This is a genomic window from Stenotrophomonas sp. CFBP 13725, from assembly GCF_014841935.1.
Lineage (GTDB): Bacteria > Pseudomonadota > Gammaproteobacteria > Xanthomonadales > Xanthomonadaceae > Stenotrophomonas.
Window position 1 is genome coordinate 128,456 of record NZ_JACYUV010000008.1, and the last position, 26,550, is coordinate 155,005.

21 protein-coding genes are annotated in these 26,550 nt (G+C 66.2%); 13 read left to right on the top strand and 8 right to left on the bottom strand.

The genetic code is table 11. The features are described 5' to 3' along the window. The first annotated feature begins 85 nt into the window (after positions 1-85). Both IFT65_RS14300 and pyrF read left to right on the top strand, forming a co-directional pair. Positions 86-1,000, top strand: coding sequence for a 5'-nucleotidase, lipoprotein e(P4) family (locus IFT65_RS14300; protein WP_192081983.1), 915 nt, complete (start codon positions 86-88; stop codon positions 998-1,000). Then, positions 997-1,719: an orotidine-5'-phosphate decarboxylase gene (gene pyrF / locus IFT65_RS14305; protein WP_192081984.1), complete on the top strand. Its 723-nt coding sequence runs from the start codon at positions 997-999 to the stop codon at positions 1,717-1,719. The genes IFT65_RS14300 and pyrF overlap by 4 nt, the downstream gene beginning before the upstream one ends. 38 nt (positions 1,720-1,757) lie before the next feature. On the opposite strand, the gene IFT65_RS14310 is transcribed toward pyrF, so the two are convergent. Both IFT65_RS14310 and IFT65_RS14315 read right to left on the bottom strand, forming a co-directional pair. Then, on the bottom strand, positions 1,758-2,564 hold the full coding sequence (locus tag IFT65_RS14310) for a serine protease (protein ID WP_192081985.1): 807 nt from the start codon (positions 2,562-2,564) through the stop codon (positions 1,758-1,760). Positions 2,565-2,597: 33 nt separating this feature from the next. After that, positions 2,598-3,398, bottom strand: a complete 801-nt coding sequence (locus tag IFT65_RS14315) for a serine protease (RefSeq protein WP_192081986.1) — start codon at positions 3,396-3,398, stop codon at positions 2,598-2,600. Between the two features lie 506 nt (positions 3,399-3,904). On the opposite strand from IFT65_RS14315, the gene IFT65_RS14320 reads away from it, so the two are divergent. Together IFT65_RS14320 and plsB are read left to right on the top strand one after the other, a co-directional pair. Further along, on the top strand, positions 3,905-4,846 hold the full coding sequence (locus IFT65_RS14320) for a hypothetical protein (RefSeq protein WP_197974140.1): 942 nt from the start codon (positions 3,905-3,907) through the stop codon (positions 4,844-4,846). After that, entirely contained in the window at positions 4,846-7,476 is a 2,631-nt protein-coding gene (gene plsB, locus IFT65_RS14325; RefSeq protein WP_192081987.1) for a glycerol-3-phosphate 1-O-acyltransferase PlsB, read from the top strand. The genes IFT65_RS14320 and plsB overlap by 1 nt, the downstream gene beginning before the upstream one ends. A 261-nt stretch (positions 7,477-7,737) precedes the next feature. On the opposite strand, the gene IFT65_RS14330 is transcribed toward plsB, so the two are convergent. After that, complete coding sequence (locus IFT65_RS14330; RefSeq protein WP_188325608.1) at positions 7,738-7,941, bottom strand: DUF465 domain-containing protein; 204 nt, start codon at positions 7,939-7,941, stop codon at positions 7,738-7,740. A 90-nt stretch (positions 7,942-8,031) separates the two neighbouring features. Here IFT65_RS14330 and ttcA point away from each other — a divergent pair, with 90 nt between their 5' ends. From ttcA to IFT65_RS14345, 3 genes are read left to right on the top strand one after another with little or no spacing between them, the layout of a single operon-like run. Beyond that, positions 8,032-8,919, top strand: coding sequence for a tRNA 2-thiocytidine(32) synthetase TtcA (gene ttcA, locus IFT65_RS14335; RefSeq protein ID WP_192081988.1), 888 nt, complete (start codon positions 8,032-8,034; stop codon positions 8,917-8,919). Between the two features lie 12 nt (positions 8,920-8,931). Then, complete coding sequence (locus tag IFT65_RS14340; RefSeq protein ID WP_188325610.1) at positions 8,932-9,837, top strand: recombination-associated protein RdgC; 906 nt, start codon at positions 8,932-8,934, stop codon at positions 9,835-9,837. Between the two features lie 58 nt (positions 9,838-9,895). Continuing rightward, on the top strand, positions 9,896-10,675 hold the full coding sequence (locus IFT65_RS14345; RefSeq protein ID WP_188325611.1) for a SprT family zinc-dependent metalloprotease: 780 nt from the start codon (positions 9,896-9,898) through the stop codon (positions 10,673-10,675). 353 nt (positions 10,676-11,028) lie between these two features. Here IFT65_RS14345 and IFT65_RS14350 read toward each other — a convergent pair whose 3' ends face one another. After that, the gene (locus IFT65_RS14350) at positions 11,029-11,892 is read right to left on the bottom strand and encodes a methylglyoxal synthase (protein ID WP_192081989.1); all 864 of its coding nucleotides are present in this window, start codon (positions 11,890-11,892) and stop codon (positions 11,029-11,031) included. 185 nt (positions 11,893-12,077) lie between these two features. Here IFT65_RS14350 and IFT65_RS18745 point away from each other — a divergent pair, with 185 nt between their 5' ends. Together IFT65_RS18745 and IFT65_RS14355 are read left to right on the top strand one after the other, a co-directional pair. Beyond that, positions 12,078-13,574, top strand: coding sequence for a transporter substrate-binding domain-containing protein (locus tag IFT65_RS18745; RefSeq protein ID WP_249405173.1), 1,497 nt, complete (start codon positions 12,078-12,080; stop codon positions 13,572-13,574). 86 nt (positions 13,575-13,660) lie between these two features. Further along, a complete protein-coding gene (locus IFT65_RS14355) occupies positions 13,661-14,854 on the top strand; it encodes an ATP-binding protein (RefSeq protein ID WP_249405176.1) in 1,194 nt (397 codons plus the stop codon). A gap of 13 nt (positions 14,855-14,867) precedes the next feature. On the opposite strand, the gene IFT65_RS14360 is transcribed toward IFT65_RS14355, so the two are convergent. The 3 genes from IFT65_RS14360 to IFT65_RS14370 all read right to left on the bottom strand — a co-directional run bounded on the left by IFT65_RS14360 (position 14,868) and on the right by IFT65_RS14370 (position 21,393). Next, the gene (locus IFT65_RS14360) at positions 14,868-16,313 is read right to left on the bottom strand and encodes an FAD-dependent oxidoreductase (protein ID WP_192081991.1); all 1,446 of its coding nucleotides are present in this window, start codon (positions 16,311-16,313) and stop codon (positions 14,868-14,870) included. Between the two features lie 70 nt (positions 16,314-16,383). Beyond that, positions 16,384-20,838: a glutamate synthase large subunit gene (gene gltB, locus IFT65_RS14365; RefSeq protein ID WP_192081992.1), complete on the bottom strand. Its 4,455-nt coding sequence runs from the start codon at positions 20,836-20,838 to the stop codon at positions 16,384-16,386. A gap of 168 nt (positions 20,839-21,006) precedes the next feature. Further along, entirely contained in the window at positions 21,007-21,393 is a 387-nt protein-coding gene (locus IFT65_RS14370) for an I78 family peptidase inhibitor (RefSeq protein ID WP_188325616.1), read from the bottom strand. Between the two features lie 118 nt (positions 21,394-21,511). Here IFT65_RS14370 and IFT65_RS14375 point away from each other — a divergent pair, with 118 nt between their 5' ends. Continuing rightward, on the top strand, positions 21,512-22,576 hold the full coding sequence (locus tag IFT65_RS14375; RefSeq protein WP_192081993.1) for a DNA topoisomerase IB: 1,065 nt from the start codon (positions 21,512-21,514) through the stop codon (positions 22,574-22,576). Here IFT65_RS14375 and IFT65_RS14380 read toward each other — a convergent pair. Next, positions 22,560-22,904, bottom strand: coding sequence for a hypothetical protein (locus tag IFT65_RS14380; RefSeq protein ID WP_192081994.1), 345 nt, complete (start codon positions 22,902-22,904; stop codon positions 22,560-22,562). The genes IFT65_RS14375 and IFT65_RS14380 overlap by 17 nt on opposite strands. A gap of 223 nt (positions 22,905-23,127) precedes the next feature. On the opposite strand from IFT65_RS14380, the gene IFT65_RS14385 reads away from it, so the two are divergent. The 3 genes from IFT65_RS14385 to IFT65_RS14395 form a co-directional block, all read left to right on the top strand. After that, the gene (locus IFT65_RS14385) at positions 23,128-24,255 is read left to right on the top strand and encodes an SDR family oxidoreductase (protein WP_192081995.1); all 1,128 of its coding nucleotides are present in this window, start codon (positions 23,128-23,130) and stop codon (positions 24,253-24,255) included. Positions 24,256-24,397: 142 nt separating this feature from the next. Then, positions 24,398-25,819, top strand: a complete 1,422-nt coding sequence (locus IFT65_RS14390) for an XVIPCD domain-containing protein (protein ID WP_192081996.1) — start codon at positions 24,398-24,400, stop codon at positions 25,817-25,819. Between the two features lie 2 nt (positions 25,820-25,821). Continuing rightward, positions 25,822-26,550: hypothetical protein (locus IFT65_RS14395; protein WP_192081997.1), on the top strand; the 729-nt coding region annotated here is incomplete at its 3' end.

The window sequence follows — 26,550 nt, forward strand, 5'->3', positions numbered from 1 at the left end:
GGTCAGGCGGACAGCCACCAAGCATAGCCCCTGCCTTTGACATCTTTGCCGTTAAAATGGGCCGGTTCTGTACATGGTGAAGCCAATGCCTCGTCGTATCGCCCCTCTCTCCCTGTCCTTGCTCGCCCTGGCGACGTTGGGCCTGTCCGCCTGCAAGCGCGTCGACGTGCCGGCTGCCGATGCGGCACCCGTAGCGGTGGCGCCTGCGTCGCCGAGCATGGACAGCAGTGCCAACGACAACCTGAACGCGGTGCTGTGGGTGCAGCGGTCGGAAGAGTACAAGGCCGCTGCCGAACAGACCTACCGGGCCGCCGCCGATCGGTTGGATGCGGCGTTGAAGGAGGCGCACTGGGACGCACTGGTGCCGGAAGAGCGCGGTAACGAGGCCAAGGGGCTCAAGCCGGCGGTGGTGCTGGACCTGGACGAGACCGTGCTGGACAACTCGCCGTACCAGGCGCGGCTGGTTCGCGATGGCAAGGAATACGATGAGATGACGTGGGACCAGTGGGTGGCCGAAAAGAAGGCCAAGCCGGTCCCGGGCGTGGTCGACTTCGCCAAGGCCGCGACAGAAAAAGGCGTCACCCTGGTCTACATCTCCAATCGCGCCGTCCATCTGAAGGACGCCACCTTGGCCAACCTGCGTGCCGTCGGCCTGCCGGTGGCAGATGACAGCGTGTTCCTGGGCCTGGGCACCGTGGTGCCAGGCTGCGAACAGGCCGGCAGCGAGAAGAACTGCCGTCGCCGCCTGGCAGGCCAGCAGTACCGCGTGCTGATGCAGTTCGGCGACCAGCTCGGCGATTTCGTTGAGGTCACCGCCAACACCCCGCAAGGCCGTGCCGCGCTGCTCGAGCAGTACCACGACTGGTTCGGTGAGCGCTGGTGGATGCTGCCCAACCCCACGTACGGCGGCTGGGAGCCGGCGCAGTTCAACAACGATTACAGCCAGCCACGCCAGGCGCGCCATGACGCCAAGCGCGCCGCATTGGACTACGCCCCATGAGCCGCGGCCCGCTGCCGTTACGCGATGACGAACGTCTGATTTTCGCCCTGGATGTACCAGACCGCGTGCAGGCGCTGGAGTGGGTTGACCGCTTGGGCGACAGCGTGGGGTTCTACAAGATCGGCATGGAACTGCTGGCGTCGGGCGAGTACTTCCAGGTGCTGGATGAATTGGCCCGCCGCGACAAGCGGGTCTTCGTTGATCTGAAGTTCTTTGATATTCCTGCCACCGCTGCGGCGGTGATCAAGCGGCTTTCGCAGTGGCCGGTGAGCTATTGCACCATCCATGGCTGGCATCCGGTGATGATGGAGGCCTGTGCCGCGGTTGCAGGGGGCGACATGCGACTGCTGGCGGTCACCGTGCTGACCTCGATGGGGCGGGAAGATCTGGCGCAGATGGGCATCGACCGCGAGCCGGTGGACGTGGTCGTTGAACGCGCGCTGGCCGCCCAGGCCGCGGGCATCGATGGTGTCATTGCGTCGGGCCAGGAAGCCGCGCCGATCCGCACAGCGACCGGTACCGGGTTCTCGATCGTCTGCCCCGGCATCCGTCCCGGCGGCCCGGCAGGCGATGACCAGAAGCGCACCGTCGGAGTGTCCGAGGCCTTCCGCGACGGCGCCGATGCGATCGTTGTGGGGCGACCGATCCGGCTGGCAGCGGATCCGCAGGCGGCTGCACGCGGCATCCAGCAGGAAATCCACACGGCGCTGCGTCGCTGACCGCTGCGGGACGCCCGGTGCGTCCCGCGATCAACGGATCAACGGCCATCCCAGGTGTGGGCAATGAATGCATTCGTCGACGCGCCCGCCAGTCGCGTGAAGATGCCGGGCCGCCCGGGCTCGCCACAGCGAAGATTTCCCCGGCTGGTGACCGCCAGTTGGTACCAGCCATCGCCCGGCGCAGGCACCAGCAATGGCCCTCCGGAGTCTCCATAGCAGGTGTCCCTGTAGCGCCCGCCGGCGCAGAGGTCTACCTGCACGTCCACTTTGGCCGCTTCGCCCCACAGCCGCCTGCATTCGGCTATCGCGACAAGCGGCGTTTCCACGTGCTGTAGCGGATCCACGGTCGTGAAGTCGTCACCCGTCTGTTTGACGACCCCCCATCCGATCAGGGTGACAGGGCGCTGGTCCTGCTCGAAGGCAGTGCCATCCAGGCCCAACAGCTGGACCGGTTGGATTCCGCTGACAGGTTGCTCCAGGCGCAGCAGGGCAACGTCTGGGCCGCCCTCCCTGTAGTCCGGGTGGGAATGAATTTCCGCGATGCGATGCACCACGCCTTCGTCGTGGCCCAGATTTGTCTGGCCGACACGGACGACTGCCTGATCGACCGTTACGCCCATGCAATGCGCTGCAGTCAGCACCCACGAGGGCGAGATCAGGGTGCCGCCACACCAGTGCTGCTGGCGTGGCGTGTCACCGACGGCGGGGACCTGGATGCTGACCATGAAGGGATAGACGCCGGTGGGCGCGTCTTCGCCGCCGATGATGCGAGGCGCGGCCGCCGCCGCTTCTGAGAAAAGCGCAGTGAGGCACAGGGCCGTTACCACGAGCGGGGTACGAAGCATGAGGGGATCCTCCTGTAGCGAAAAGGGAAGCAGTCAATCACCCGTCCACACCGAGTGGATGAAGGTATCGATGTCAGCGGAGGCCAGCCGTGCATAGACGCCGGGGGAATCGCCGCGCGCACAGCCGATACCCCAGCTCACCACACCCAACTGGGACCAGCTGCCGTCGGCGGCCTTCACGAACAACGGGCCGCCAGAGTCGCCCTGGCACGCGTCCTTGCCCGCGCGGCTGGCGCACATTTCCCTGTCCCCATGGACCGTAGCGCGCCCTTCATACAGCGCCTGGCAGGCGCGGGTATCGATGAAGGGCACCTCGACGTGCTGCATGCGCGAAGGCGAGCTCCCGCTCGAAGACAGCCGACCCCAGCCGGCAACCGTCAGCAGCCGCCCCGGTACTTCGTAGCCGGTGCCCTCGCCACGCGGCAGACGCACTGGCGTGATGCCCTGGACGGGCTTTTTCAGCTTCAGCAGCGCAACGTCGTTCGTACGGCCCGCGTATGCCGGATGGATGTGGATGGCGGCCACCGGATGATTGGTTCCTGTGCCGGCCTCCAGGTCGGTTTCCCCGGTGCGGATGAACAAGCGGGAGGCGGATGCGCCCCGCACACAATGGGCGGCGGTCAGCGCCCAGGAGGCCGAGATCAGGGAGGCACCGCAGATGTGGCCATAGCGGGGGTCGTCTGTTCCGGCGACCTGCAGGCTGGCCAGGAACGGGTATTGTCCATCGGCGACGTCTTCGCCCCCCACGATCGCGGGGCGGGCCAGTCCGGGGGAAGCCGCCAGGGCGGGGCCGGCAAGCAGGCTGACCAGGAGGCAGGCAGGGATAAGGCGCATGAGAGCACTCCCGTTACGACGGCGGTATGCCGACGCCGCCATTCCGCCGTAAAGAGCCCAGCCAAAGTGGGGGCGGGGTCACTTTGTTCGTGCTTGCAGCCACATCCCTACACGTCGAAGCGGCAGATGCATCCCGGCGTGCAACGCGTAACCGCGCGACGCATCCACGACGCAATCAGCTGCAATCAGCGTGGGAAAGGGCGGGATTGCTGTGCCACCGCACAGGTGGCCGGCGACCGGAAACCCACTCCAGTTGATGGTCGAACGGCGACGGTGAGGCGGTACGCGCAGCCCGCGATCCGGTTGCCAGCCCATGCCGGGTCGCCCCCCATGACCCGCCTCCCCCGCATGCCGCCGCCAGTGCGGGACCCCGTCTGCCCGGCACGCTTTGTGATCCAATGGTTTTTCACGACGAGGACGGCGCCGTTCGCGCCTGTCTTGCTGCCGCCATGCATGACCGGTCAAGATGCAGGCCGGTCTGGGGAGTCCGAACAAACATGTCGATCATGAAACGGCGTACACAGCGCCAGGCGTGGGCTTGCGGAGCCGTGCTGCTGCTCATGTTGGCCGCCTGCGGGCGCGACGCGGTGGATCCGGCGAAGCCGCCCGCCGAACCGGTTGCCGCCGTGCAGGCGATGGCCCGCGCCGTGGCCGCCAACGATCTGTTGGCCTATGCGCGGCTGTCCGTGCCGCCGGCCCAGTACCGCCGCCTGCAGGACGCTTGGGCCCAAGGGCACAGCCGCTGGCCATTGACCGAGCTGCCGTTGCATGACCAGTTGCTGCCGATGTTGCAGGCGTTGTCGGCGCCGGACGGCAGCCAGCAGCTGCAGCGCAGCTTCGAGCGGCAACTGGCCGGTCAGACCACCGCAGTGCGCCAGGCAGCGCAGTCCATGGGCCTGTTCGGCGTGCAGTACCTTCGCCACGAAAACACGATCACGGCCAGCCAGCGCAGCCATTACATACAGGTGGTGGAAACCCTGGCGGGCTGGGCTGCAGATGCCCCGATCAGCGATCGCGCGCGTGCACGGGCCGCCATCACGGCGTTGACCGGCGCGGCGCGCGCCACCGGCATAAGCGATGACAGCCACCTGCAGCAACACGGCATGGAAGGCAGTCTGCAGAAACTCGGCCCCTTCATCGGCGTCTTGAAAGCGGTGATGGCGAGCTATGGACTGGACGTGGACGAATCGCTGCGGGAACTGACGGGCGACGTGCTGTCCCAGCAGGGCGACAATGCCCTGGTGCGATTGCAGTACCCGCTGGCCGGACAGACCGTCAACCTGCAGATCCCGCTCACCCGCCGCGAAGGCCACTGGTATCTCACCCGCACCTTGGCCGATACCGATGCCCTGCTGCGCAACGCCGACGCGGCGCAGGCTGAATCCGATGCCGCCATCGCGCCAGCCGTTGAGACCGGGGCAGATGCAATGCCTCCGGCTAAGCCATAATGGCGCCGATGTCGAAACAGAACCCCCTGCCGTTCCCCGGCGAACAACCCGAGCCGACCGCCGCCGACGCGACGCCGGTATCCCCGACGACCGACGGTTCGCTGCCGCCGCCCGCCCCTGCGCGCGTCGCAGGCGGACGCCGGCCGTGGTGGGCGCGCCTGCTGGGTCGGCTGGTCGAGCCATGGCTGTCGCTGGATATCGAGCCCGAAGATCCCGGCCAGTACAACGACGGTCGGCCGGTGATCTACGTGCTGGAAGACTACGGCCTGTCCAATGCGCTGATCCTGGACAAGGCCTGCCGCCAAGCGGGGCTGCCTTCGCCGTTGGTGCCGCTGCCCGGTGACCCCACCGGCCGCCGCCGTGCCTACGTGGCCCTGTCGCGACGCAGCTCCAGCAATTCGCTCATCCCTGAGCAACGCGGCGCCAAGACCCATTCCGATTCGCTGGCCAAGGTGCTGCAGGCGCATCGCGTGCGCGACGAGCTCGACGTGCATCTGGTGCCGGTATCGATCTTCGTCGGACGCGCACCGGACAAGCAGAGCGGCTGGTTCGCCGTGCTGTTCTCCGAGAACTGGGCACTGGTCGGCCGCTTCCGCCGCCTGCTCGCCGTACTGTTGAACGGTCGCAGCACGATCGTGCGCTTCGCCCCGCCGATTTCGCTGCGCTCCACCATCGATGAAGGGCTGGACCCGGAACGCACGGTGCGCAAGCTGCAGCGCGTGCTGCGTACCCATTTCCGGCGTATCCGCGAGTCGGTGATCGGGCCCGACCTGTCGACCCGTCGCCTGCTGGTGGACCAGGTGCTGCAGGCCGAGCCGGTGCGCGAAGCCATCGCGTCCCAGGCACGCCGCGACAACAGCAAACCGGCTGACGCCTGGAAGAAGGCGCATGCCTATGCCTGGGAGATCGCGGCCGATTATTCCAGCCCTGCGGTGCGCTCGGCCAGCTTCATGCTCAGCCATGTGTGGAACCGGATCTATGCCGGTGTGCTGGTGCATCACCTGGACAAGTTCAAGGCCGCCGCGCCGGGCCATGAAGTGGTCTACGTGCCCAGCCATCGCAGCCACATGGACTATCTGCTGCTGTCCTACCTGTTGTACGACCGCGGCATCGTGCCACCGCACATCGTGGCGGGCATCAATCTCAACCTGCCGGTCGTCGGCACGCTGCTGCGCAAGGGTGGTGCGTTCTTCATACGGCGCTCGATCCGGGGCAATGCGCTGTACTCGGCGGTGTTGAGTGAGTACGTTGCCCAGCTGGTCGCCGGTGGTTACTCCATCGAGTACTTCGTGGAAGGTGGGCGCTCACGCACCGGCCGCCTGCTGCAGCCGAAGGGCGGCATGATCTCGATGACGCTGAAGGCGTTCCTGCGTCAGCCGCGCAAACCGGTGCTGTTCCAGCCGATCTATATCGGCTACGAAAAGCTGATGGAAGGCGGCAGCTATCTGGATGAGCTGACAGGGCGGCCGAAAGAGAAAGAGTCGATCTGGTCGCTGCTGTGGGGCATCCCAAAGGTGCTCAAGCAGAACTACGGCCAAGTGGTGGTGAACTTCGGCGAACCGATTGCGTTGAACGACGTACTGGCCGAGAAGGCACCCGACTGGGATGGCAGCGCCGTGGCCGAGGATGAAAAGCCGGCGTGGTTGGCGAGCACGGTCGATACGCTGGCCGAACGCATCCAGGTGCGCATCAATGGCGCCGCCGACGTCAATCCGATCAACCTGCTGGCGCTGGCTCTGCTGTCCACGCCCAAGCACGCGATGGGCGAGGCCGACCTGATCGCGCAGATCCAGCTGTGCAAGACCCTGTTGGAAGAAATGCCGTACTCCGACCGGGTGACGGTGACCCCGCATTCGCCTGCGCGGATCATCGCCCACGCCGAGGAGATCAACGTCCTCACCCGCGTGCGCCATCCGCTGGGGGACGTGCTAAGTGTCAGCGGCGATACCGCTGTGCTGCTCAGCTACTTCCGCAACAACGTGCTGCACCTGTTCACGGCGTCGTCGTGGGTGGCGTGCTGCTTCCAGAACAACCGCCGCATGGGCCGCGCGGGTCTGGTGCGGCTGGGGCGCACGGTCTATCCGTTCCTGCAGGCCGAGCTGTTCCTGCCGTGGACGGAAGACGAGTTCGGCCAGCGCATCGAGCAGACCATCGATCTGTTCATCCGTGAAGGGCTGCTGCAGCAGGTGGGCGAGGACGAAGGCGGCGTGCTGGCGCGTAACACCGGGCAGACCGACGAAGTGTTCCGCCTGCGCGCCATCGGCCATTCGCTGCAGCAGGCCTTCGAGCGCTATTACATCGCCATTTCGGTGCTGGTCAAGAACGGTCCGGGCACGCTCGGCGCCGCTGAGCTGGAGAGTCTCTGCCAGCAGGCGGCCCAGCGCCTGAGCCTGTTGTACGCACCGGCCGCGCCGGAGTTTTTCGACAAGACCTTGTTCCGTGGATTCATCCAGAAGCTGCGCGAGCTGCGTCTGGTATGGCCGGATGAAAACAGCAAGCTGTTGTTCGATGAGCGGCTGGACGGCTGGGCCAAGGATGCCAAGTTCATCCTCGGCCGCGAGTTGCGCCACACCATCGAGCGGGTCAGTCCGGAAGCCGCCAAGCCCGAAGAAGCCGCGCCGCAGGATTGAGCGCACGGAATGCGTGCGCTGGGCCTCGCGTGTCGCTGGGGCACGGTCCTGGGAAACGCCGCGGTGGGCGTGATGGTTGGGTACGGGCGGTGAGCATGGGTTGGTGGGCATGGGTTGGTAGAGCCGACTTCAGTCGGCTTGCCGCCGCCGCCGACTGAAGTCGGCTCTACCAAAGGTTTGAGCAGCCGACTGAAGTCGGCTCTACCGGACGCTGCCGCAGCCGACTGAAGTCGGCTCTACCAAACGCCAGGGCAGCCGTCGTCAGGCTGGTTCGTCGGGAATCTGCAGGCTCTCCAGCCGGCTGATGCAGTCTTTCAGCTGCAGGCGGTGCCGTTTCAGCCGTTTGGACTCCAGGTCGTCGCTGCCGTTGGCGGCCATGTGCGTGATGCGGTCATCCAGCGCACGGTGTTCCGCGCGTAGTGCGCCCAGGCGCTCGGTGATTTCAGCGGGTGTGTAAGTGTCCACCCGCCGAGCATACACAGCGCAGGTGAGCGTCGGGGCAACCGGCAGCACCATGACTGGGGAAGTGCCGATGGCAGCCGGTAGAATGGGAGGATGAGCGCTGTCATCTCCCTGCCCGATCCCCTGCCGCGCGTGCGCCGTGATGCGGATCAGCAGGTGCGCGTGCTCGGCAGGCAGCTGCGCCGCCAGGTGGGCCAGGCCATCGCCGATTACGGCATGATCGGCGAGGGCGACAAGGTGATGGTCTGCCTGTCCGGCGGCAAGGACAGCTACACCCTGCTGGACATCCTGCTGGACCTGCAGCGTCGCGCTCCGGTGCCGTTCGAGCTGGTGGCGGTGAACCTCGACCAGAAGCAGCCGGGCTTTCCCGCCCACGTGCTCCCCGAGTACCTGTCCGGCCTGGGCGTGGCGTACCAGATCATCGAGCAGGACACCTATTCGGTGGTCAGCCGGGTGATTCCAGAGGGCGCCACGCAGTGTTCGCTGTGTTCGCGGCTGCGACGCGGCGCGTTGTACCACCATGCCGCCACCCACGGCTTTACCCGCATCGCGTTGGGACACCACCGCGATGACATGGCGGCGACGTTCCTGATGAACCTGTTCCACCATGCCAAGCTGTCCGGCATGCCGCCCAAGCTGCGCAGCGATGACGGCCAGCACGTGGTGATCCGGCCACTGGCCTACGTGCGTGAGCGGGACATCGCCGAGTACGCGCAGGCGCGGCGATTCCCGATCATTCCGTGCACTTTGTGTGGCAGCCAGCCGAACCTGCAGCGTCGCCAGGTGGGGCAGATGCTGGCGCAGTGGGACATCGACCATCCCGGTCGCGTGGACCAGATCGCCCGTGCACTGGCTACCGTGGAGCCGTCCCAGCTGGCGGACCCGCGCCTGTTTGATTTTCATTCCCTGGAGCGTCGCCCGTGCGACGCATCTCCTGAGACGCCCGCAGCCGAAGATGGCCGTGGCGTCCTTCACTCCTGAATCCGGAATTCCATGTTCTTTCGCAACCTGACTTTCTTCCGCTTCCCCACCGCCACTGATTTCTCCAGCGTGGACACCCAGTTGCCGAATGCCCTGCTCAAGCCGGTCGGTCCGCTGGAGATGAGCTCGCGCGGCTTCATCTCTCCGTTCGGCCGCGAGGAAAAGGAGCAGTTCTCCCATCGCATCGAAGAGCACCTGTGGCTGACCGTCGGGGGTGAGGACAAGCTGCTGCCCGGCGCGGTGGTCAACGACCTGCTCGAGCGCAAGCTGGAAGAGATCGAATCCAACGAGGGGCGTCGTCCCGGTGGTCGTGAACGCAAGCGCATGAAGGATGACCTGCTGCATGAACTGCTGCCGCGCGCCTTCGTCAAGAACTCGCGCAACGATGCGTTCCTGGACCTCAAGCATGGCTACGTCGCCGTGGATTGCTCCAGCCGCAAGACGGCCGAGTACTTCATGTCCGATATCCGTGGCCTGCTGGGCAGCTTCCCGGCCATGCCGCTGAATGCCGAGGTGGCCCCGCGTTCCATCCTGACCGGCTGGATCGCCGGCGAGCCGCTGCCGACCGGTCTGTCGCTGGGCGAAGAGTGCGAGATGAAAGATCCGGTGGAAGGTGGCGCCGTCGTCAAGTGCCAGCACCAGGAACTGCGTTGCGACGAGATCGACAAGCATCTGGATGCCGGCAAGCAGGTGACCAAGCTGGCGCTGGTGTTCGAGGACAACCTGTCCTTCGTGATCGGCGATGACCTGATCGTGCGCAAGCTGAAGTTCCTGGACGGTGCGCTGGATCAGCTGGAACACACCGATGATGACGGCCGCCGTGCCGAGCTGGATGCACGCTTTGCGCTGCAGAGCGCCGAAATCCGTCGGCTGTTCCTGTTGCTGGAAGAGGCGTTCAAGCTCAGCAAGGCCGACTGAACGGGGCGACCCGGTACGTGTCCATCCCCGCTGACGCCGTGCGGCGTATGCTGGCTCCATGAGCCCGTTGCTGCGCCGCCTGTTGTCTCCCGCGCCCACCGCTTCGGTGCAGCGGGACACCGTGCGCCTGCGCATCGGGGACGCGGAGATCGACATCCTGCGCGTGCGCGACCCGCGCGCGCGCCGCATCAAGCTGAGCGTGGACGAGCGTGGCGCACGGCTGACCCTGCCCTTGCGTGCCAGTCTGCAGACCGGAGACCGTTTCCTGGAAGAGCACCGGGGCTGGTTGGCGAAGCAGCTGCTGCATTTTCAATCCGATCGCATGCCGCCTGCGCTGGTTCCGGGCCAGCCCGGCCTGTTGCCCCTGCGCGGCGAGCTGTTGCCGTTGCGTTGGCAGGAGGCGCGCTACGCCAAGCTGGAGATCGATGCAGAGGGCGCATGCGTGCATTGGCCGGTGCGCGCCACGCCGGCCACGCTGCGTCGCGTGCTGCGTGAGTTCTACGAGGCACAGACACGGGCCGACGTGGGCCAATGGCTGCCGCGTTACCTGCCTGGACTACCGCGCGCACCCACGCGGATCCGGTTGAAGGTGATGTCCTCGCAGTGGGGGTCGCTGGCACCGGATGGCAGCATGGCGCTGGATCTCGCATTGGTGCTGGGGCGCCCTGCTGCCTTCGAGTATGTGCTGGTGCATGAGCTCTGCCATCTGCTGCAGGCGAATCACTCCGCGGCGTTCTGGCATGAAGTGGAGCAGCGTTTTCCGGCATGGCGGGAGCAGCGCGACTATTTCCATGACGAAGGACGGCGGCTGAAGGCGATGCTGCGGCAACTGCTTTGACGCGGTGAAGCGGCGTCAAAGCAGTTGCCCACGCATGTCACCTTATCCCCGCGCCTTCGGCGCGCCCCCTTGAACAACAAGGGGGCTCTCCTCCAGTCNGCGGTGAAGCGGCGTCAAAGCAGTTGCCCACGCATGTCACCTTATCCCCGCGCCTTCGGCGCGCCCCCTTGAACAACAAGGGGGCTCTCCCCCAGTTAGTTCGTGAGGTCGTCGCCGCTGCGCTCGCCGAGCATGGCTCGGCGCTACCGCGGGGATTGCTGCGAGGCACGCACCTTGGGAATTCGTGCGTTATGCACTTGGTAGCGCCGAGCCATGCTCGGCGAGCGCAGCGGCGACGGCGTCACCGGTCCGGGTCACCGCCGCTGTGCGGCGGCGATCGCCCAGCGTGTGGCGACCGCGGGGGCGGTGATGCACACGGCGCGATCGGTGACGGTCGTGACGGCGCGTTCCAGCAGCTGGATGTCCGCTTCGTGCTGGCGCGCGACGTGGGGGTCTTCGAAGAAGATCGCGCGTTGGCAATGGCCTTCCAGCACCTGGTCGGCAATCTGTGCGTCGCCGCCCAGTGGGCCGCTCTGGTAGCGCGTCACCCACGGTTGGTCGAGGGGCCAGCCGCGGCTCCACGCCAGTTCGTTGAGTCGCTGGCCGGTGGTTCCCGTGCCGATGCGCGAGGCGAAACGGGACAACACGTCGAAGTGCTCGGCGGCGAATGCCAGCATCGCCGGCTTCATCGCGTCGTGGGCGATCAGGGCCAGCGTCTGGTGGCCGAACGCATGCAGGTCATCGGCACCCGGATCGGCCGCCCATCCCGCATGCACGCGTTCCACTTCCACCCAGTCGCGGGCGCTGGCAACGGTGGAGAGGAAGGGTTTGCCGTGGATGACGCATTGCCGCTTGAGCGCGATGGCCTCGGGGAAGATCGATGACGGGTCGACCGGGTCGATCAGGTAGATGGCGCCGTCCAGCGTGCGTTCCGGCCCCATGCCGACCACTTCGGCCACCAGCTTCATCAAGCCGCCCTCGCGTCCGTTGGGGTAGCGCGTGAGCTGCGTGGTAGCCTGCAGCGGACCGTAGTGCTGGATCGCGTCGAAGGTGCGCCCCACCGCATGCAGCGACACCTCCAGCTCGGCGATGCCGGCGTGGCAGGCGCGCAGCCAGCGGAAAAGTGCGGCGTTGCCGTCATGGTGATGAAGCCGGTTGGCTGCAAGGCCAAGTCGCATACGGTCATTCTCCTGTGGCGTCGGCGAAGTGTATGCCGTTGATGGCGTCGCGCCGAGCCGCTTATGCAGCAATCCTGATGGCCCGCTACGCGCAGGCTGCTAGCGTCGGCAGGTCATGGATCGCGGACAGGGAGAACATCGGGGTGGGGAGCAGGGGCATCACCGGGTACGTGTCTGGACTGGCCATGCTGCTGGCCGCATCGCTCGCGGCTGCACCGGCGCGCGCGGCCACGCCGGAAACCGATGCGGCCGCCAGCGCCGGGTGTGGCATGCGCCTGGGCGCCGACGACGAACGGCCTGTCATCCGCCTCGGCTTTCCCAACGACCGCGCACCGCTGTCATCGGGCTCGGCGCGTAACCCCGGTGGTGTGCTGCCGCTGCTGCTGGCGTTGCTGCCCCAGGCCTCGTTCAAGGTGCAGGCGCTGCCCACCGATGAACTGCGTCGCCGTATCGCGCAGGACGAACTGGACGCCGCCATCGGCCTGCCCGTCCGTGATCTTCCTGCGCACTGGCTGCACTCCGGCGGCTATCTGCGTGTTCCCAATGTCATCGTCACGCGCCGACAGGGCATCAGTGCGCTTGATGCCAATGACCTGCAGGGACGGCGCATCGCCGTCATCGATGATCTGCCGCACGGATGGCCCCCCCCTGATGCGCACGTACAGCGCAGTACCGATGCACGGCAGGCGCTCGCGCTGCTCCTGTCAGGCCAGGTGGATGCAGCCGTGGGCAACGCCCTTGTCATCGAACACGCGCGCCGGGCCACGCGGGCGGTCGGGCTGGTGGTGGGCGCCCCCGCCGGCTTCGATGACATCCTGGTGCTCGCCGTGCAACCGCGCTGTGCGCGATGGTTGATGGCCTTCGACCAACAGTGGCCCGCCTTGGCGCCGGCCATTGGGCGTGCCGCACGGACGCCAGTGCCCTCGCTGCGGGTGGATGCCGAGGGGATGAAGCGGCCGCTTGCGCTGCTCGGACTGGCGCTGGCGGTACTGGCGATCGGCCTGGTGCACGCCAACGGCTACTGGAAACTCCGGCGCGAGAGTCGGCGGCGCAGTCGGCTGCGACGCCGTATCGATGAGATATCGGACAACCTGCCGGTCGTGGTGTTCCACGCACGACGGCAGCGTGATGGGCGGATCTGCATGGATCTGGTGGTGGGCGACGTACCGCAGCTGTTCAGTGCATCGACGGGCGAACTGCAGGCAGATCCTTCGCGGGCGCTTGCTGCGCTGCGCGGTCGAGACCGTCGTCGTGTGCTGGCGACCCTGGAACGCGGCGCACGGCGCATCCAACCCGTGTCGTTCCGCTTCAGCGCCCACGGTGTGCGGGGCATGCGCTGCATTGCCATGCACGCATGGCCGACCCTGCAGCAGAACGGCGAGCAGCATTGGCCGGCTATTGGCTGGACGTGTCCGACGAGCAGATGCGCGAACGCGCCATTGAACGCGCGCAGGCGCATGCCGCCGCCGATGCGGACGATCGCACCCGCCTTGCTGCTGCGCTGGGCAGCGGGATGGACGAGCCGACCCATGCCCTGCAGCAGCGATTGGCGGTGCTGGATGATGGGCCTCTCGATGGACAGCAGCGTGCCGCACTCGCCTCGCTGCAGGATGCCTCGACGATGCTGTCGCGGATACTCGACGACGTGCGCGCGCTGTCTGCGGGCGATGCGGCGGAGATGATGCTGCACGCAGCGCCAGTGGACCTCAGGCAATTGCTGATCGGCGTGGAGACCCTGTTGCGCCCTGTGGCGCTGTCCAAGGGCCTGATGTTCCATCAGCGGGTGGACAGCGAGGTAGCCGACTGGCTGGAGGTGGACGGCACGCGGCTGCGGCAGATCCTGTTCAACCTGGTCGGCAATGCCATCAAGTTCACTGCGCAGGGCGAGGTAACGCTCCGCGTGCAGTGGGTGGGCGACATCGGCGCGTCACAACGCGTGCGCGTCGAGGTCGCTGACAGCGGTGTGGGGATCGCACCCGAACGTCAGGCTTCCGTGTTCGAGCCCTTCGCACAGGCGACCTCGTCCACTACGCGGCTGTACGGCGGCACCGGACTCGGCCTGGGCATCTGCAGGCAACTCGCGCAGCGGATGGGGGGCAGCCTGCGCCTGCACAGCGTGCCTGGAAAAGGCACCGTGGTGGCGGTCGAACTGGAGCTTCCGCGCAGTAGCCCCGTGCGCTCCGACGCACCCGCGCTGCGCACTGGACCGACAGGCGCCGTTGTCCAACCGGCGGCACCACACTGTGTGCTGGTCGCCGAAGACGATCCCACTCAACAGGTGTTGATGCAGTGGTGGCTGCGTGGCATGGAGCTGGACGTGGAGGTGGTCGCCGATGGCGTCGCTGCACTGGAGCGCTGGCAGGTCACGCGGCCAGCGCTGCTGTTCACCGATGAGCGCATGCCCGGCCTGGATGGACAAGGCCTGGTGCGGCAGGTTCGCCTGCGGGAAGCGCAGCTGGGGCTGTCACGCACCCCGATCATCGGCATGAGCGCCGATACCGATGGCCTGCGCGACCTGCCCGTGGACTACCTGCTGGCCAAGCCGATAAGCAGGGCAACACTGCAGGCAGCGATCGCGATGGTCGCACCCGCGCTGCTGGTAGCGCCCGGGGTGGTGGATGCGGCGGCGGCACGCGCCCGCGCCGACGTGCCGACGCTGTCGGTCCTGGCAAGCCGCTTTGGCAGCGAGGAGGTCGCCCGCGCGCTGGCGCAGACGCTGCGGAGCAGCCTGGAAGACGACCTGTTGGCGCTGCAGCGCGAATGGCAGCAGGAATCGATGCAGGCCGCCGCGCAACGGTTGCACCGCATGTCGGGCGGCGTGGGCAGCGTCGGCATGACGATGTTGTCCGCCGAACTGCGCGAGCTCAGCGAACGCGACGCGCCCATCGAGGAGGCCCAACGCGTGGTGGTGGCGATCCACCTGCGCGCGTGCATCGCGCAGCTGCAACGCCTCACACCCTAGCGCTGGCCAGCGCTCAGCTGGCCAGCAGGCGCACGATGCTGGCGGCGGCGTCGCGTCCCTCGGCGACAGCGGTCACTACCAGGTCGGCGCCGCGCACGGCGTCTCCGCCGGCGAACAGCCGCGGATGAGCGGTCTGGAAGGGCAGGCGGTCTTTGCCGCCGACCTGCAGCCGGCCATTGCTGGCCGCTTCCACGCCCTGCGCGGACAACCAGTCCGGTGCACTGGGCGAGAAGCCGAACGCGATGATCACGATGTCCGCTTCCAGCAGCGATTCGCTGCCCTCGATCGCGACCGCCGCCTGACGGCCGTTGGCATCCGGCTCGGCCAGCCGGGTTTCCACCACGGTCACGCCGATGGCCTCATCGTCCGCGCCGGCTTCAATGGACAGCGGCTGGCGGTTGAACAGGAAGCGCACCCCCTCTTCGCGGGCATTGGCGACCTCGCGCGCCGAGCCGGGCATATTGGCTTCATCGCGGCGGTAGGCACAGGTCACCTTCGCTGCGCCCAGCCGGATCGCACTGCGCACGCAGTCCATTCCGGTATCGCCGCCACCCAGCACCACGACGCGCTTTCCGTTGAGATCCGGTACCGCGATCTGATCTTCCCAGCCGGCGATCGGCCGCCCTTGGGGATTGTCACCGCTGACGATGCGGGCGTTCTGCACCAGGAACGGCAGGGCCGGCAGCACGCCCTTCAGATCCTGCCCATCCAGCCCGCCATCGGTATACCGGTACGCGCCGGTGCCCAGGAACACCGCGTCGTGCCGCTGCAGCAGGTCGTCCACGCTGACGTCGCGGCCGATCTCCACGCCCAGGCGGAACTGCACGCCCATGCCTTCCAGCACCTCGCGGCGCTTGCGGATCACGTCCTTGTCCAGCTTGAAACTGGGAATGCCGAACTGCAGCAGGCCACCGATCTGTTCGTAGCGGTCGTACACCACGGCCGTGATGCCGGCGCGCGCCAGCCGATCCGCGCAGGCCAGCCCGGCCGGGCCGGCACCGATCACCGCCACCGTGCGGCCGGTCGGCTCCACTGCACTCAGGTCAGGGCGCCAGCCGCGGGCCAGCGCGGTATCGACAATGTATTTTTCGACCGCGCCGATGGTCACCGCACCGAATTCTTCCAGCGTGCAGCTGCCCTCGCACAACCGGTCCTGCGGGCACACGCGGCCACACACTTCCGGCAAGGGATTGGTGCTGTGGCACAGCGTGGCGGCTTCCTCGATGCGGTTTTCCTGCACCAGCTGCAGCCACTGCGGAATGGCGTTGTGTACCGGGCACTTCCAGCTGCAGTACGGATTGCCGCAGTCCAGGCAGCGGCCGGCCTGGAACTGGGCTTCTTCCTTGCCGAACTTGCCGTACAACTCACCCCAGTCGCCGGAGGTGCGCAGTTCGACCGGGATGCGCTGCGGCATCGTCCGGGGCAGGTCGAGGAACTGGAATGCGTGCTTGCGGCTCATGGCGTGCTCTGCCTGTCGGCGTGGAGGTGCGGCGGGTCAATGACCGGCAGCACCAGTGGAAAGGGCGCGGTCATGCGGCGCGACGCAGGGTTTCGGTCAGCGATTCAATACTCGCGGCCTTGGGCTTCACCAGCCAGAACTTGCCGATGTAATCGCGGAACTCGTCCATGATCTGCTGCGCCCAGATGCTGCCGGTCAGCTCGCGATGACGGCTGATCAGGCGATGCAGGTGCTGACGATAATTCTCGAAGCCCTCCGCCGACACGCGGTGGATGTCGATCAGCTCGTGGTTGTAGCGGTCGACGAAATCACGGTCCACGTCGAGCACGTAGGCCAGGCCACCGGTAAAGCCGGCGCCGAAGTTCAGGCCCACCTTGCCCAGCACCAGCACCACGCCGTCGGTCATGTATTCGCAGCAGTGGTCACCGGCGCCTTCGATCACCGCCAGTGCACCCGAATTACGGACCGCGAACCGTTCGCCTGCACGCCCTGCGGCGAAGAGTTCGCCGCCGGTCGCGCCATACAGGCAGGTGTTGCCGATGATCGCCGTGCTGCGTGCTTCGAAGCGCGCGCCACGCGGCGGACGCACCACCAGCCGGCCGCCGGCCATGCCCTTGCCGACGTAATCGTTGGCTTCGCCTTCCACTTCAAGGTGCAGGCCACCCACATTGAAGGCACCGAAGCTCTGCCCGGCGGTGCCGCGGAAGCGCAGCTCCAGCGGGGCGTCGGCCATGCCCTGGTTGCCATGTGCGCGGGCAATGGTGCCCGACAGGCGGGTGCCGATGCTGCGGTCGGTATTGTGGATCAGGAAGCGGTGGTCGCCGCCGCGCTTGTGGGCGATGGCATCGGCCAACAGGCCATCCATCTGCGTGGCCAGGCTGTCCGGCGATTCGTACAGGCGCTGCGCCGCGCAGTGGCTGCCCTCGTAACTGGCATCCACCAGCAGGCGCGACAGATCCACGCGCACGCCTTCGCGCGGTGCGGTATCGATCTGGCGCAGCAGTTCGGTGCGGCCCACGATCTCCTGCAGCGAACGCACGCCCAGGTAGGACAGCCAGCCGCGTACTTCTTCCGCCAGCAGCTTGAAGAAGTTTTCCACGCGTTCGGGTTGGCCGGTGAAATACTGCTCGCGCAGGCGCTCGTCCTGCGTGGCCACGCCGGTGGCGCAGTTGTTCAGATGGCAGATGCGCAGGTACTTGCAGCCCAGCACGATCATCGGGCCGGTGCCGAAGCCGAAGCTGTCCGCGCCGAGGATCGCGGCCTTGACCACGTCCAGTCCGGTCTTCAGTCCGCCATCGGTCTGCAGGATGGTGCGGGCGCGCAGATCGTTGCCGACCAGCGCCTGATGCGCTTCGGCCACGCCCAGTTCCCACGGCACGCCGGCATACCGGATGGAACTGACCGGCGATGCACCGGTGCCGCCGTCGTGGCCGGAAATGGTGATCAGGTCCGCGCCCGCCTTGACCACACCGGCGGCAATCGTGCCCACACCTGCATGGCTGACCAGCTTCACCGACACCAACGCGGTCGGATTGACCTGCTTGAGGTCGTAGATCAGCTGGGCCAGGTCTTCGATGGAATAGATGTCGTGGTGGGGCGGCGGTGAGATCAGGCCGATGCCCGGCTTGGCATAGCGCAGCCGTGCGATCAGTTCGTTGACCTTGTGGCCGGGCAGCTGTCCGCCTTCGCCCGGCTTTGCCCCCTGGGCCACCTTGATCTGCAGCACTTCGGCGTTGACCAGGTACTCGGCGGTGACGCCGAAGCGTCCGGACGCCACCTGCTTGATCTTGGAGCGCTTCTCCGTGCCGTAGCGGGCCGGATCTTCGCCGCCTTCGCCGGAGTTGCTGCGTCCACCCAGACGGTTCATCGCGATCGCCAGCGCTTCGTGCGCTTCTGGCGACAACGCGCCCAGGCTGATCGCGGCCGTATCGAAGCGCGGGAACAGCTCGCTGGCCGGCGCCACCTCGTCCAGCGGCGTCGGTGTCGTCGCAGGCACCAGTTGCAGCAGATCGCGCAGTGCCGATGGCGGACGGGCGTGCACCGCATCGCAGTACGCCTGCCAGTGCGCCGGATCGCCCGAGCGCGACGCGCGCTGCAGGCTCATGACCACGTCCGGGTTGTACATGTGGTACTCGCCGCCGTGCACGTATTTCAGCAGGCCGCCGACGTCCGGCTGCACCTGGTCATCCCAGGCCTGCACGGTCAGCTCGCGGGCTTCTGCATCCAGCCGCGCGAAGCTGACACCGCCCACGCGCGACGGCGTTTCCGGGAAGCACAGGTCCACCACGTCCGGCTCCAGCCCGACGATCTCGAACAACTGCGCGCCCCGGTAACTGGCCACCGTGCAGATGCCCATCTTGGAAATGATCTTCGACAGGCCCTTGTACACGCCCTTGCGGTAACGCCGACCAATCTGCGACTGTTCGCCGCCCTTGCTCAGCTTCAGGATGCCGCGACGGCCGAGGTCGAACAGCGTCTGGTAGGCCAAGTACGGGTATACCGCAGTGGCACCGAAGCCCAACAGGCAGGCCATGTGATGCGGGTCGCGTGCGGTGCCGGTTTCGAGGATCAGGTTGACGTCGCAGCGCAGCCCGGTGTTGCACAGATGGTGGTGTACCGCGCTCGTAGCGAGCAGGGCATGCACCATCGGCCGGTCCGTGACCGGGTAGCGGTCGGACAGCAGCAGCATGACGATGCCCTCGCGCGCGGCCTGCTCGGCTTCGGCGCAGATGCGCTCGATGCCAGCCCGCAGGCCTTCTTCCTCGCTGTAGGACAGATCGATCAGCCGGTTGGCATCGACGTACTGCTCCATCTTCAGCAGCTGGCGCAGCTTGCGCTGGCTGAGCACCGGCGAATTGAGGATGACGTGGTTAACGGTCTCCGCGCCCGCATGGAAGATGTTGGTCTCCTTGCCCAACTGGGTGGACAGGGACATCGCGCAGTCTTCGCGCAGCGGATCGATCGGCGGGTTGGTGACCTGCGCGAACGCCTGGCGGAAATAGTCGTACAGCGGGCGGCTGCGTTGGCTCAACACCGCCATCGGCGTGTCGTCGCCCATCGAGCCGGTGGCTTCCTGTTCGGTTTCGGCCAGCGGCCGCAGCACCTGCTCCACCTCTTCGGTGCTGAGCTGGTACAGCTTGTGATAACTGCGCAGGGTGCGCGCGTCGAACGGCTCCTCCACCAACGAAGGGTCGATCAGCTCGGTCTGCAGGTAGGTCACGCCCTGCTGCAGCCACTGCTTGTACGGTGCGCGACCGCGGTTGATGCGGTCTACCGCATCCGAATCCAACAGGTCACCGCGCTTGAGATCGATGGCCATCATCTCGCCCGGGCCCAGCTTGCCCTTGCGCACCACGCGCTCGGTGGGCACTTCCCACACGCCCGCCTCGGACGCCACCAGGAAGTGGCGGTCGGAGGTCAGCATCCAGCGCGCCGGACGCAGGCCGTTGCGGTCCAGGGTGCACACCGCATAGCGCTCATCGCAGGCCACGATGCCGGCCGGGCCGTCCCACGGTTCGCTGTTGAGGCCATGGAATTCGTAGAACGCGGCCAGGTCGGGATCCTTGAACTCCAGCGACTGGGTCGCCGGCGGCACCAGGATGCGCAGCGCCTGGATCAGCTCCATGCCCGCGCTGACCATCAGCTCGAGCATGTTGTCCAAACTCTGCGAATCCGAGCCGTGCATGGAGATCACCGGATCGAACTCGCCGATGTCGAAGCGCGGCGTCTTCCAGACCTTGCTGCGCGCCTGCGCCCAGCGCCGGTTGCCTTCGATGGTGTTGATTTCACCGTTGTGGGCAAGCATGCGGAACGGATGCGCCAGCGGCCAGCGCGGCAGCGTATTGGTGGAGAAGCGCTGGTGGAACACGATGGCGCTGGAGGCCAGGTCACTGCGCTGCAGGTCCAGGAAGAACCGCGACAGCTTGTCCGGCAGCACCATGCCCTTGTAGCTGATGGCATTCGGGCTGAGCGTAGTGACGTAGTAATCGGCGTGCTCGCGCAGCGTCTGCTCGCTGCGGCGACGGGCCAGGAACAGTGCCAGGGTAAAGGCCGCGTTGTCCTGTGCATCGCCGGCATCGACGAAGATCTGCTCGATGTGCGGCAGGGTGTCGCGTGCCAGTTGCCCGCAGACGCTGTCATCGGTGGGCACCACGCGCCAACCGCGCGGCTGGGTGCCGGCCTTGACCAGCTCGGCTTCCAGGGCAGTGCGGCACGCTGCAGCAGCGGCTTCGTCGTGTGGCAGGAACACCACGCCGGCCGCGAAACGCTCGCCGACACGGATGCCGGCCTCGCTGGCGATGGCCTTCAGGAACGCCTGCGGCCGGCGCAGCAGCAAGCCGCAGCCATCACCGGTCACGCCATCAGCGGCCACGCCACCGCGGTGGGTCATCCGCGAAAGCGCGGCGATCGCGGTGTCCACCAGCAGCCGCGAGGGCTGGTCATCAAGCTGGGCCACCATGCCAAAACCACAGGCATCGCGCTCATGTTGCGGGTTGTAAAGCCCTTGGCGGTTGCGGGGGGCCATCTTTGCCTCGTCGTCAGGTGAGCGGCGACACTTGCCCCCGCTCAATCCTTGGAGCGTGTATCAGGAGGCCACCGGATACTTCGACTAGATCATAGATGGTGCAATGCCGCAACACACGGTTGCACGCGCAACCAAGGCGCTGGCAAGTGCTTGCCAGCGCTCAGGAAATCAACCGCAGCGGACGCCGGTGACCACGTTCTTTTCGTCCACTTCCACATTCAGGCGCTCGCCCACGAATTCCATCGTGGTCATGTCGCCGGGACGCAGCACGCGGAGGTCACGCGCCGCCGCATCCTGCTGGGCCTGGCCACCGAGTTCATCGGTGAACGGCTGGCCGACCAGGCTCTGCACCTGGGTGGCATCACAGTTGCCGACAGGCGGCGCTTCGGTCGCCTTGCCGGTTTCATCGGTGGGCGCGGTCGCGCTTTCGGCGGCTTGTTGTGCCTGGGCGGTAACGGCGTCCTGTTCGTCCATCGGCGGCGCCGAGCAGGCGGCCAGGAACAGCGTAGCGGGGAGCAGGATCAGGAAGGGGCGAGAGAACTGCAGGAACGACATGCGGACTCCAGAAGCGTACGGGGTGACGAATGCGTGAGCATACCGGCTGATGGCCGCTGACGTGTTCGTGTTGCGTTATTGACGCCGCCTCGCACCCGCCCCCGCCACACTGCCCGCCATGAGCCAGACGCCTGCAACCCCTGAAAAAACCGCCGCCCGTGCCGCCGGCCTGCGCTATGTCGATGACAGCCAGCCCGGCTTCCGGCGTCGCCGTGCCGGCAAGGGATTCGCCTACCGCGATGCCGATGGCCACGCTGTGCGCGACGCGGAGACCTTGGCCCGCATCCGCTCGCTGGCGGTGCCGCCGGCCTATACCGATGTGTGGATATGCAGCTGGCCCAACGGCCACTTGCAGGCAACCGGCCGCGATGCCCGGGGCCGCAAGCAATACCGCTATCACGCCGAGTGGGCGCGGGTTCGCGGGGCGGGCAAGTTCGATCGCACCATCGCCTTCGGTGAGGCGTTGCCGAAACTGCGTCGGCGGCTGGGTCAGGATCTGCGGCGCAGCGGCTTCCCGCGGGAGAAAGTGCTGGCCATTGTCGTGGCGCTGTTGGCCGATACGCTGGTGCGCGTGGGCAACGAAACCTATGCGCGGGAGAACAAATCCTTCGGCCTGACCACCCTGCGAAATCGTCACTTGGCGCTGGTGTCCGGAGGCCGGGTACAGATGCGTTTCCGTGGCAAATCCGGCCAGCATCACGAGGTGGAGATCGGCGACAAACAACTGGCCAAACAGGTGCGGCGGATCCAGCAGCTGCCCGGCCAGGCGCTGTTCCAGTATCGCGACGACGATGGCACCGTGCAGCCGGTGGACTCCGGTGAAGTGAACGACTACCTGCGTGAGGTGATGGGCGAAGAGTTCACCGCCAAGGATTTCCGCACCTGGGGTGGCACCGTCGAAGCCCTCCGCGTGTTCGCCGTAACGGAGCTGCCGGAGCCGGCCAGCAAGACGGCGCTGGCCGCCGCACAACGCGAGGTGGTGTGCAAAGTGGCAGATCTTCTGGGCAACACGCCCGCGGTGTGCCGCAAGGCGTACATCGACCCCAGCGTGTTCGACGGCTGGGAGCGCGGTGAGCTGACTGCGCTGGCCGGGTTGCGTGGGCCGCGTCAGTGGGAGCAGGCGACCCTGCGCTACCTGCGCAGGGCACGCAGGGTCAGCAAGAAACTCAGCCGCAGTAAATAGCGGTGATGTTGTTGGTGCGGCCGGTTTCGATGGTCAGCCGTTCGCCGCCCTGATGCGCCGCACCGGCCGCCGGATCCGCACTGCCGCTGGCGGTCGGGCCGCTGCGCTCAAGCGTGCCCCGCAGCACCTGCACCTGCAGGCTGTCACTGTCCACGCGGGCCCGTTCTACGGTGGCCGCTGAGGCCGCCAACCCAACCGCGCCCTGCACCTTGTCCAGGTGGCACTGGCCGGAGATCACGCCGTCGATGGGCTGGACCTGGGCCATTGGCGTGCTGCTGCAGGCGGCCAGGGAAACGGCCATCGCGGCCACGCTCAGATAACGGATCATCGGTGCAGCTCCAGTGTCGTTGAGGTGCCTAGCGTGCCGTGTCGCGCGTGGTGCCAGGATGAACGCCTGCACACGGTGGGCACGTTGCATTCACTGGCAGTGGAAGTCGGCATGTCCACACTGGTTGCACGTTCCTGACGTGTCGCTTCACCGGTAGCGCGGCGCAATGCCTCGCGGTTCTCATGCGGCACGTGCTGGTAAATCCGTGTCGAAAGGAGATCTCATGGCAACCGCCAAGACCACCACCACGAAGAAAGCTCCCGCCCGCCAGAAAGCCACCCCGAAGGTCCGCAAGGGCACCCGTGCCTCCGCAGCCGCCCCTGCCGAAACCGCCGCACGCAAGCGGGTAGTCAAGACCGCCACCCGCAAGACAGCCGCCACCGACGAGCGCGGCGCCCGCGTTGCTGCACGTCAGCGCCGTCTGCAGGATCAGGAAAAAGCAAAGGACGTTCGCGCCAGCAAGAAGGCTGCCAAGAAGAAAGTCACTCAGGCCGGTGCACGCAAGCAGCCGACCAAGATGCCCGCCCAGACCATCGCCAAGCCCGGCAACGAGCATGAGCTTTCCCTGTCGCCACGCTTCCTCGCCCCGGATTACGTCGGCAGCGGCAAGCTGAAGGGACTGCGCGCGATCGTGACCGGCGGTGACTCCGGCATCGGCCGAGCAGTGGCGGTGTTGTATGCCCGCGAGGGGGCCGACGTAGCCGTACTGCACCTCGATGAGCACGAAGATGCCGACGTCACCCGTCAGCATGTCGAACAGGAAGGGGGACGCTGCATTGTCATTGCCGGTGACGTGCGCGATCCGAAGTTCTGCAACCGCGCAGTGAAGCAGGTCGCCAAGGCGTTCGGTGGTATCGACATCCTGGTCAACAATGCCGCGTTCCAGCTGCACTGCCATCGCCTCGAAGACCTGGACGACGCGCATCTGCAGGAAACGCTGCAGACCAATATCGGTGGCTACATCCAGATGGCGCGAGCGGTGCTACCGCATCTGGGTGAAGGATCGAGCATCGTCAACTCGGGCTCGGAAACGGGCTTGTTCGGCAGCAAATCGCTGATCGATTACTCGGCGACCAAGGGCGCGATCCACGCGTTCACCAAGGCGCTGGCCAGCCAGCTGTTGCCACGTGGCATCCGGGTCAACTGCGTTGCACCGGGTCCTGTATGGACCCCATTGAATCCGGCCGACAAAGAAGCACCGGATGTCGGCGAATTTGGCCAGAACAGCGACATGGGCCGTGCCGCGCAGCCGGAAGAGTTGTCGCCCGCGTACGTCTTCCTTGCCGCACCCAGCTGCTCCAGCTATATCAGCGGCGTGGTGCTGCCGGTGATGGGCGGCCCGCACGGCTGACCGCGACAGGCACCGTCGGCTTCCTCTCGCCGCTGAGAGGGCGCTGACGCCAACATGCCAGAGTGTGCCCCTGGTCAAACCCACCCCCTGCGCCGCGTCGCTAGCGTGAAGCTCCGGCTTCAGGGGGGTGGAGGTTTGACGCATGACCGAGATCAACATCAGCGCCGCTGCGGATGACGTAGTGGCGCTTCTGCGTTCGCAGCGTGAACGGGAGGCCGCCGCGCAGCTGCAGACACTGCGGGACGCGCAGGCGCTCGTCGTGCAGGAAGCGCTGGAGCGCTATGTCGCGGTTCGTGCGGCGCCGGAGCTTGAGGCGCTGGGGCAAGCGGGAGGCGTTGTAGCGGCGGATACGGCGACCGTCGTACAGATGCTGGAACGGTTGCGCGTGGCGTCGCGACCGCCGCGGATGCCGGGCGCGGACGAAACCTCTGCGTTGACCCAAGCCCAGCAGCATGATGTGTATGGAAGCATGGTGGCTCTACGTGGCAACGCCGCTGCACAGGAAGCCATGGACACGCAGGATCGGGTGATTCTGGGGTTGCGGAAGGAAACCCGTACGACCGTAAAGAGAGGTCGAGGCGACTACGATGATCGCATCGTGGTGCTGTGGCGGGACGCAGAGGGGCAGGGGCATGTACGGGAGTTCATTGAAACTGCCACCGAGCCGTCCGCCCAATACGACGGCCACGCCAAGACGACTCCTGCCAGCCCGGGTTTTGCTGACGTAATCACGCGCCCCAAGACCGAGGGGGTTGATGTCAATGCGGACAGGGTGAAGGACTTGGGTCGGCTGGCAGAGGGAACGACAGAGATGCGCGCTACCACGCATCCACGCTCCGGCAAGTCGGATGAGTTCTCGTTGCGCCCGACGAGGGTGGCAGTCGCTGAGGGCGCCCATCGCGTCGAACGGGACACAAATGGGGACGGCTGGTTCGATGCGCGCGACATCAACGGTGTGCAGGATCTCAACAACACCTTCAAGATCCATCGTGGAAGTGAACGCAACACATATTCGGCTGGCTGCCAGACTGTTGGAAACGACGAGTACGATGCGTTTGTGGCGGTCGTTCGAGGAACACCTGACCAGGAACGCTGGCAGTACGTGCTGACGACCGTTATCCCAAGTCCAACGCGTACACTGGATGATCATCCAGTTCGTCAAGCTGATGATCCGCGTGATCCACAGCATCGCGACCATGCGATGCAGCAGCAGATCAGCACCCGATTGATGGAGATGGGAGGCCAGTACGCAGAGCGGGCGGAGGACTCCAGCTTGCGGCTGCTGCTAGAAGCAAAGTCGGCAGGAATGACCCGCGTCGATCAGATAGTGAGCAGTAATGGCGTCGGTGATCGCAGCGCCGGCGAAACATTGTTTATGGTACAGGGCACGCCAACCGATCCGGCAGCGCTTCGTGTAGGCGTAAATGCTGCGGCAGTGATCGAAACGCCGGCAAACACCAGCCTTCAGCTGCTACAGCAGCAGGCGGAGCGGCAGGCTCAGCCGTTACAGGATGTTGGCGCGTCAATACATCAGCACCACGCGCCTACGATGGGAGGGCATTAGGAATGACCTATTACCGTACAAGGCTGGGCCTCCTGTCCCTCATCGGTGTTGCCGCAAGCAACTGCTTGGCCGTTGCTGACACTACACCGGCACCCTTGAGCTTCGTTCGACAAACTGAGACAGACGAAGGACTTCCGCGACTTCCACAGCCTTCGGGCAGCGGCATGCGAGGAGGATCCTACGGCACGTTGCCGCTGGAGGCGAAGGTCGTACTTGAGCAGCTGGACTGCAAGGTAGGTAATCCGACCAAGGCGAAAGTTTTTCAGATAGTCGGTCAAGACGGTAAGACCGACTTCATGGTCACCGATCGCAGTGACTCCCGCTTCCACTACTGGATACGTTCATTCGCCGGCACTGGGGGCACGACGGGATACTTGGCCCAGTTGAACGGCTGTCCGGCTTGGACAGTCGGGATGCGGGCCTACATCGCCAAGGACGGCGGTGCACCTGAGGATGTCACTGCCTCGATCCTTGCGCGTGGTGGATTCCCGGACGAGAACGCGATGAAGAAGTACGTGGACCAGGGAGCAAGTGAGCTCTTCGCTCAGTTTGAACGGTTGGATCGCGTACCTGTCGTACGGTGGTTTGCAGAGGCTGATCCTGACCGAGCCCTCGTTCTGGACAAGAGGACGTTCGATCACGGTGGGCTGGTGCACGGCGGATTCCTGGTGTGGGCTGGTGACCATTTCGAAGTCCGACAGAAAGTGGCGGCGGCCATGTGGCCCTGTGAC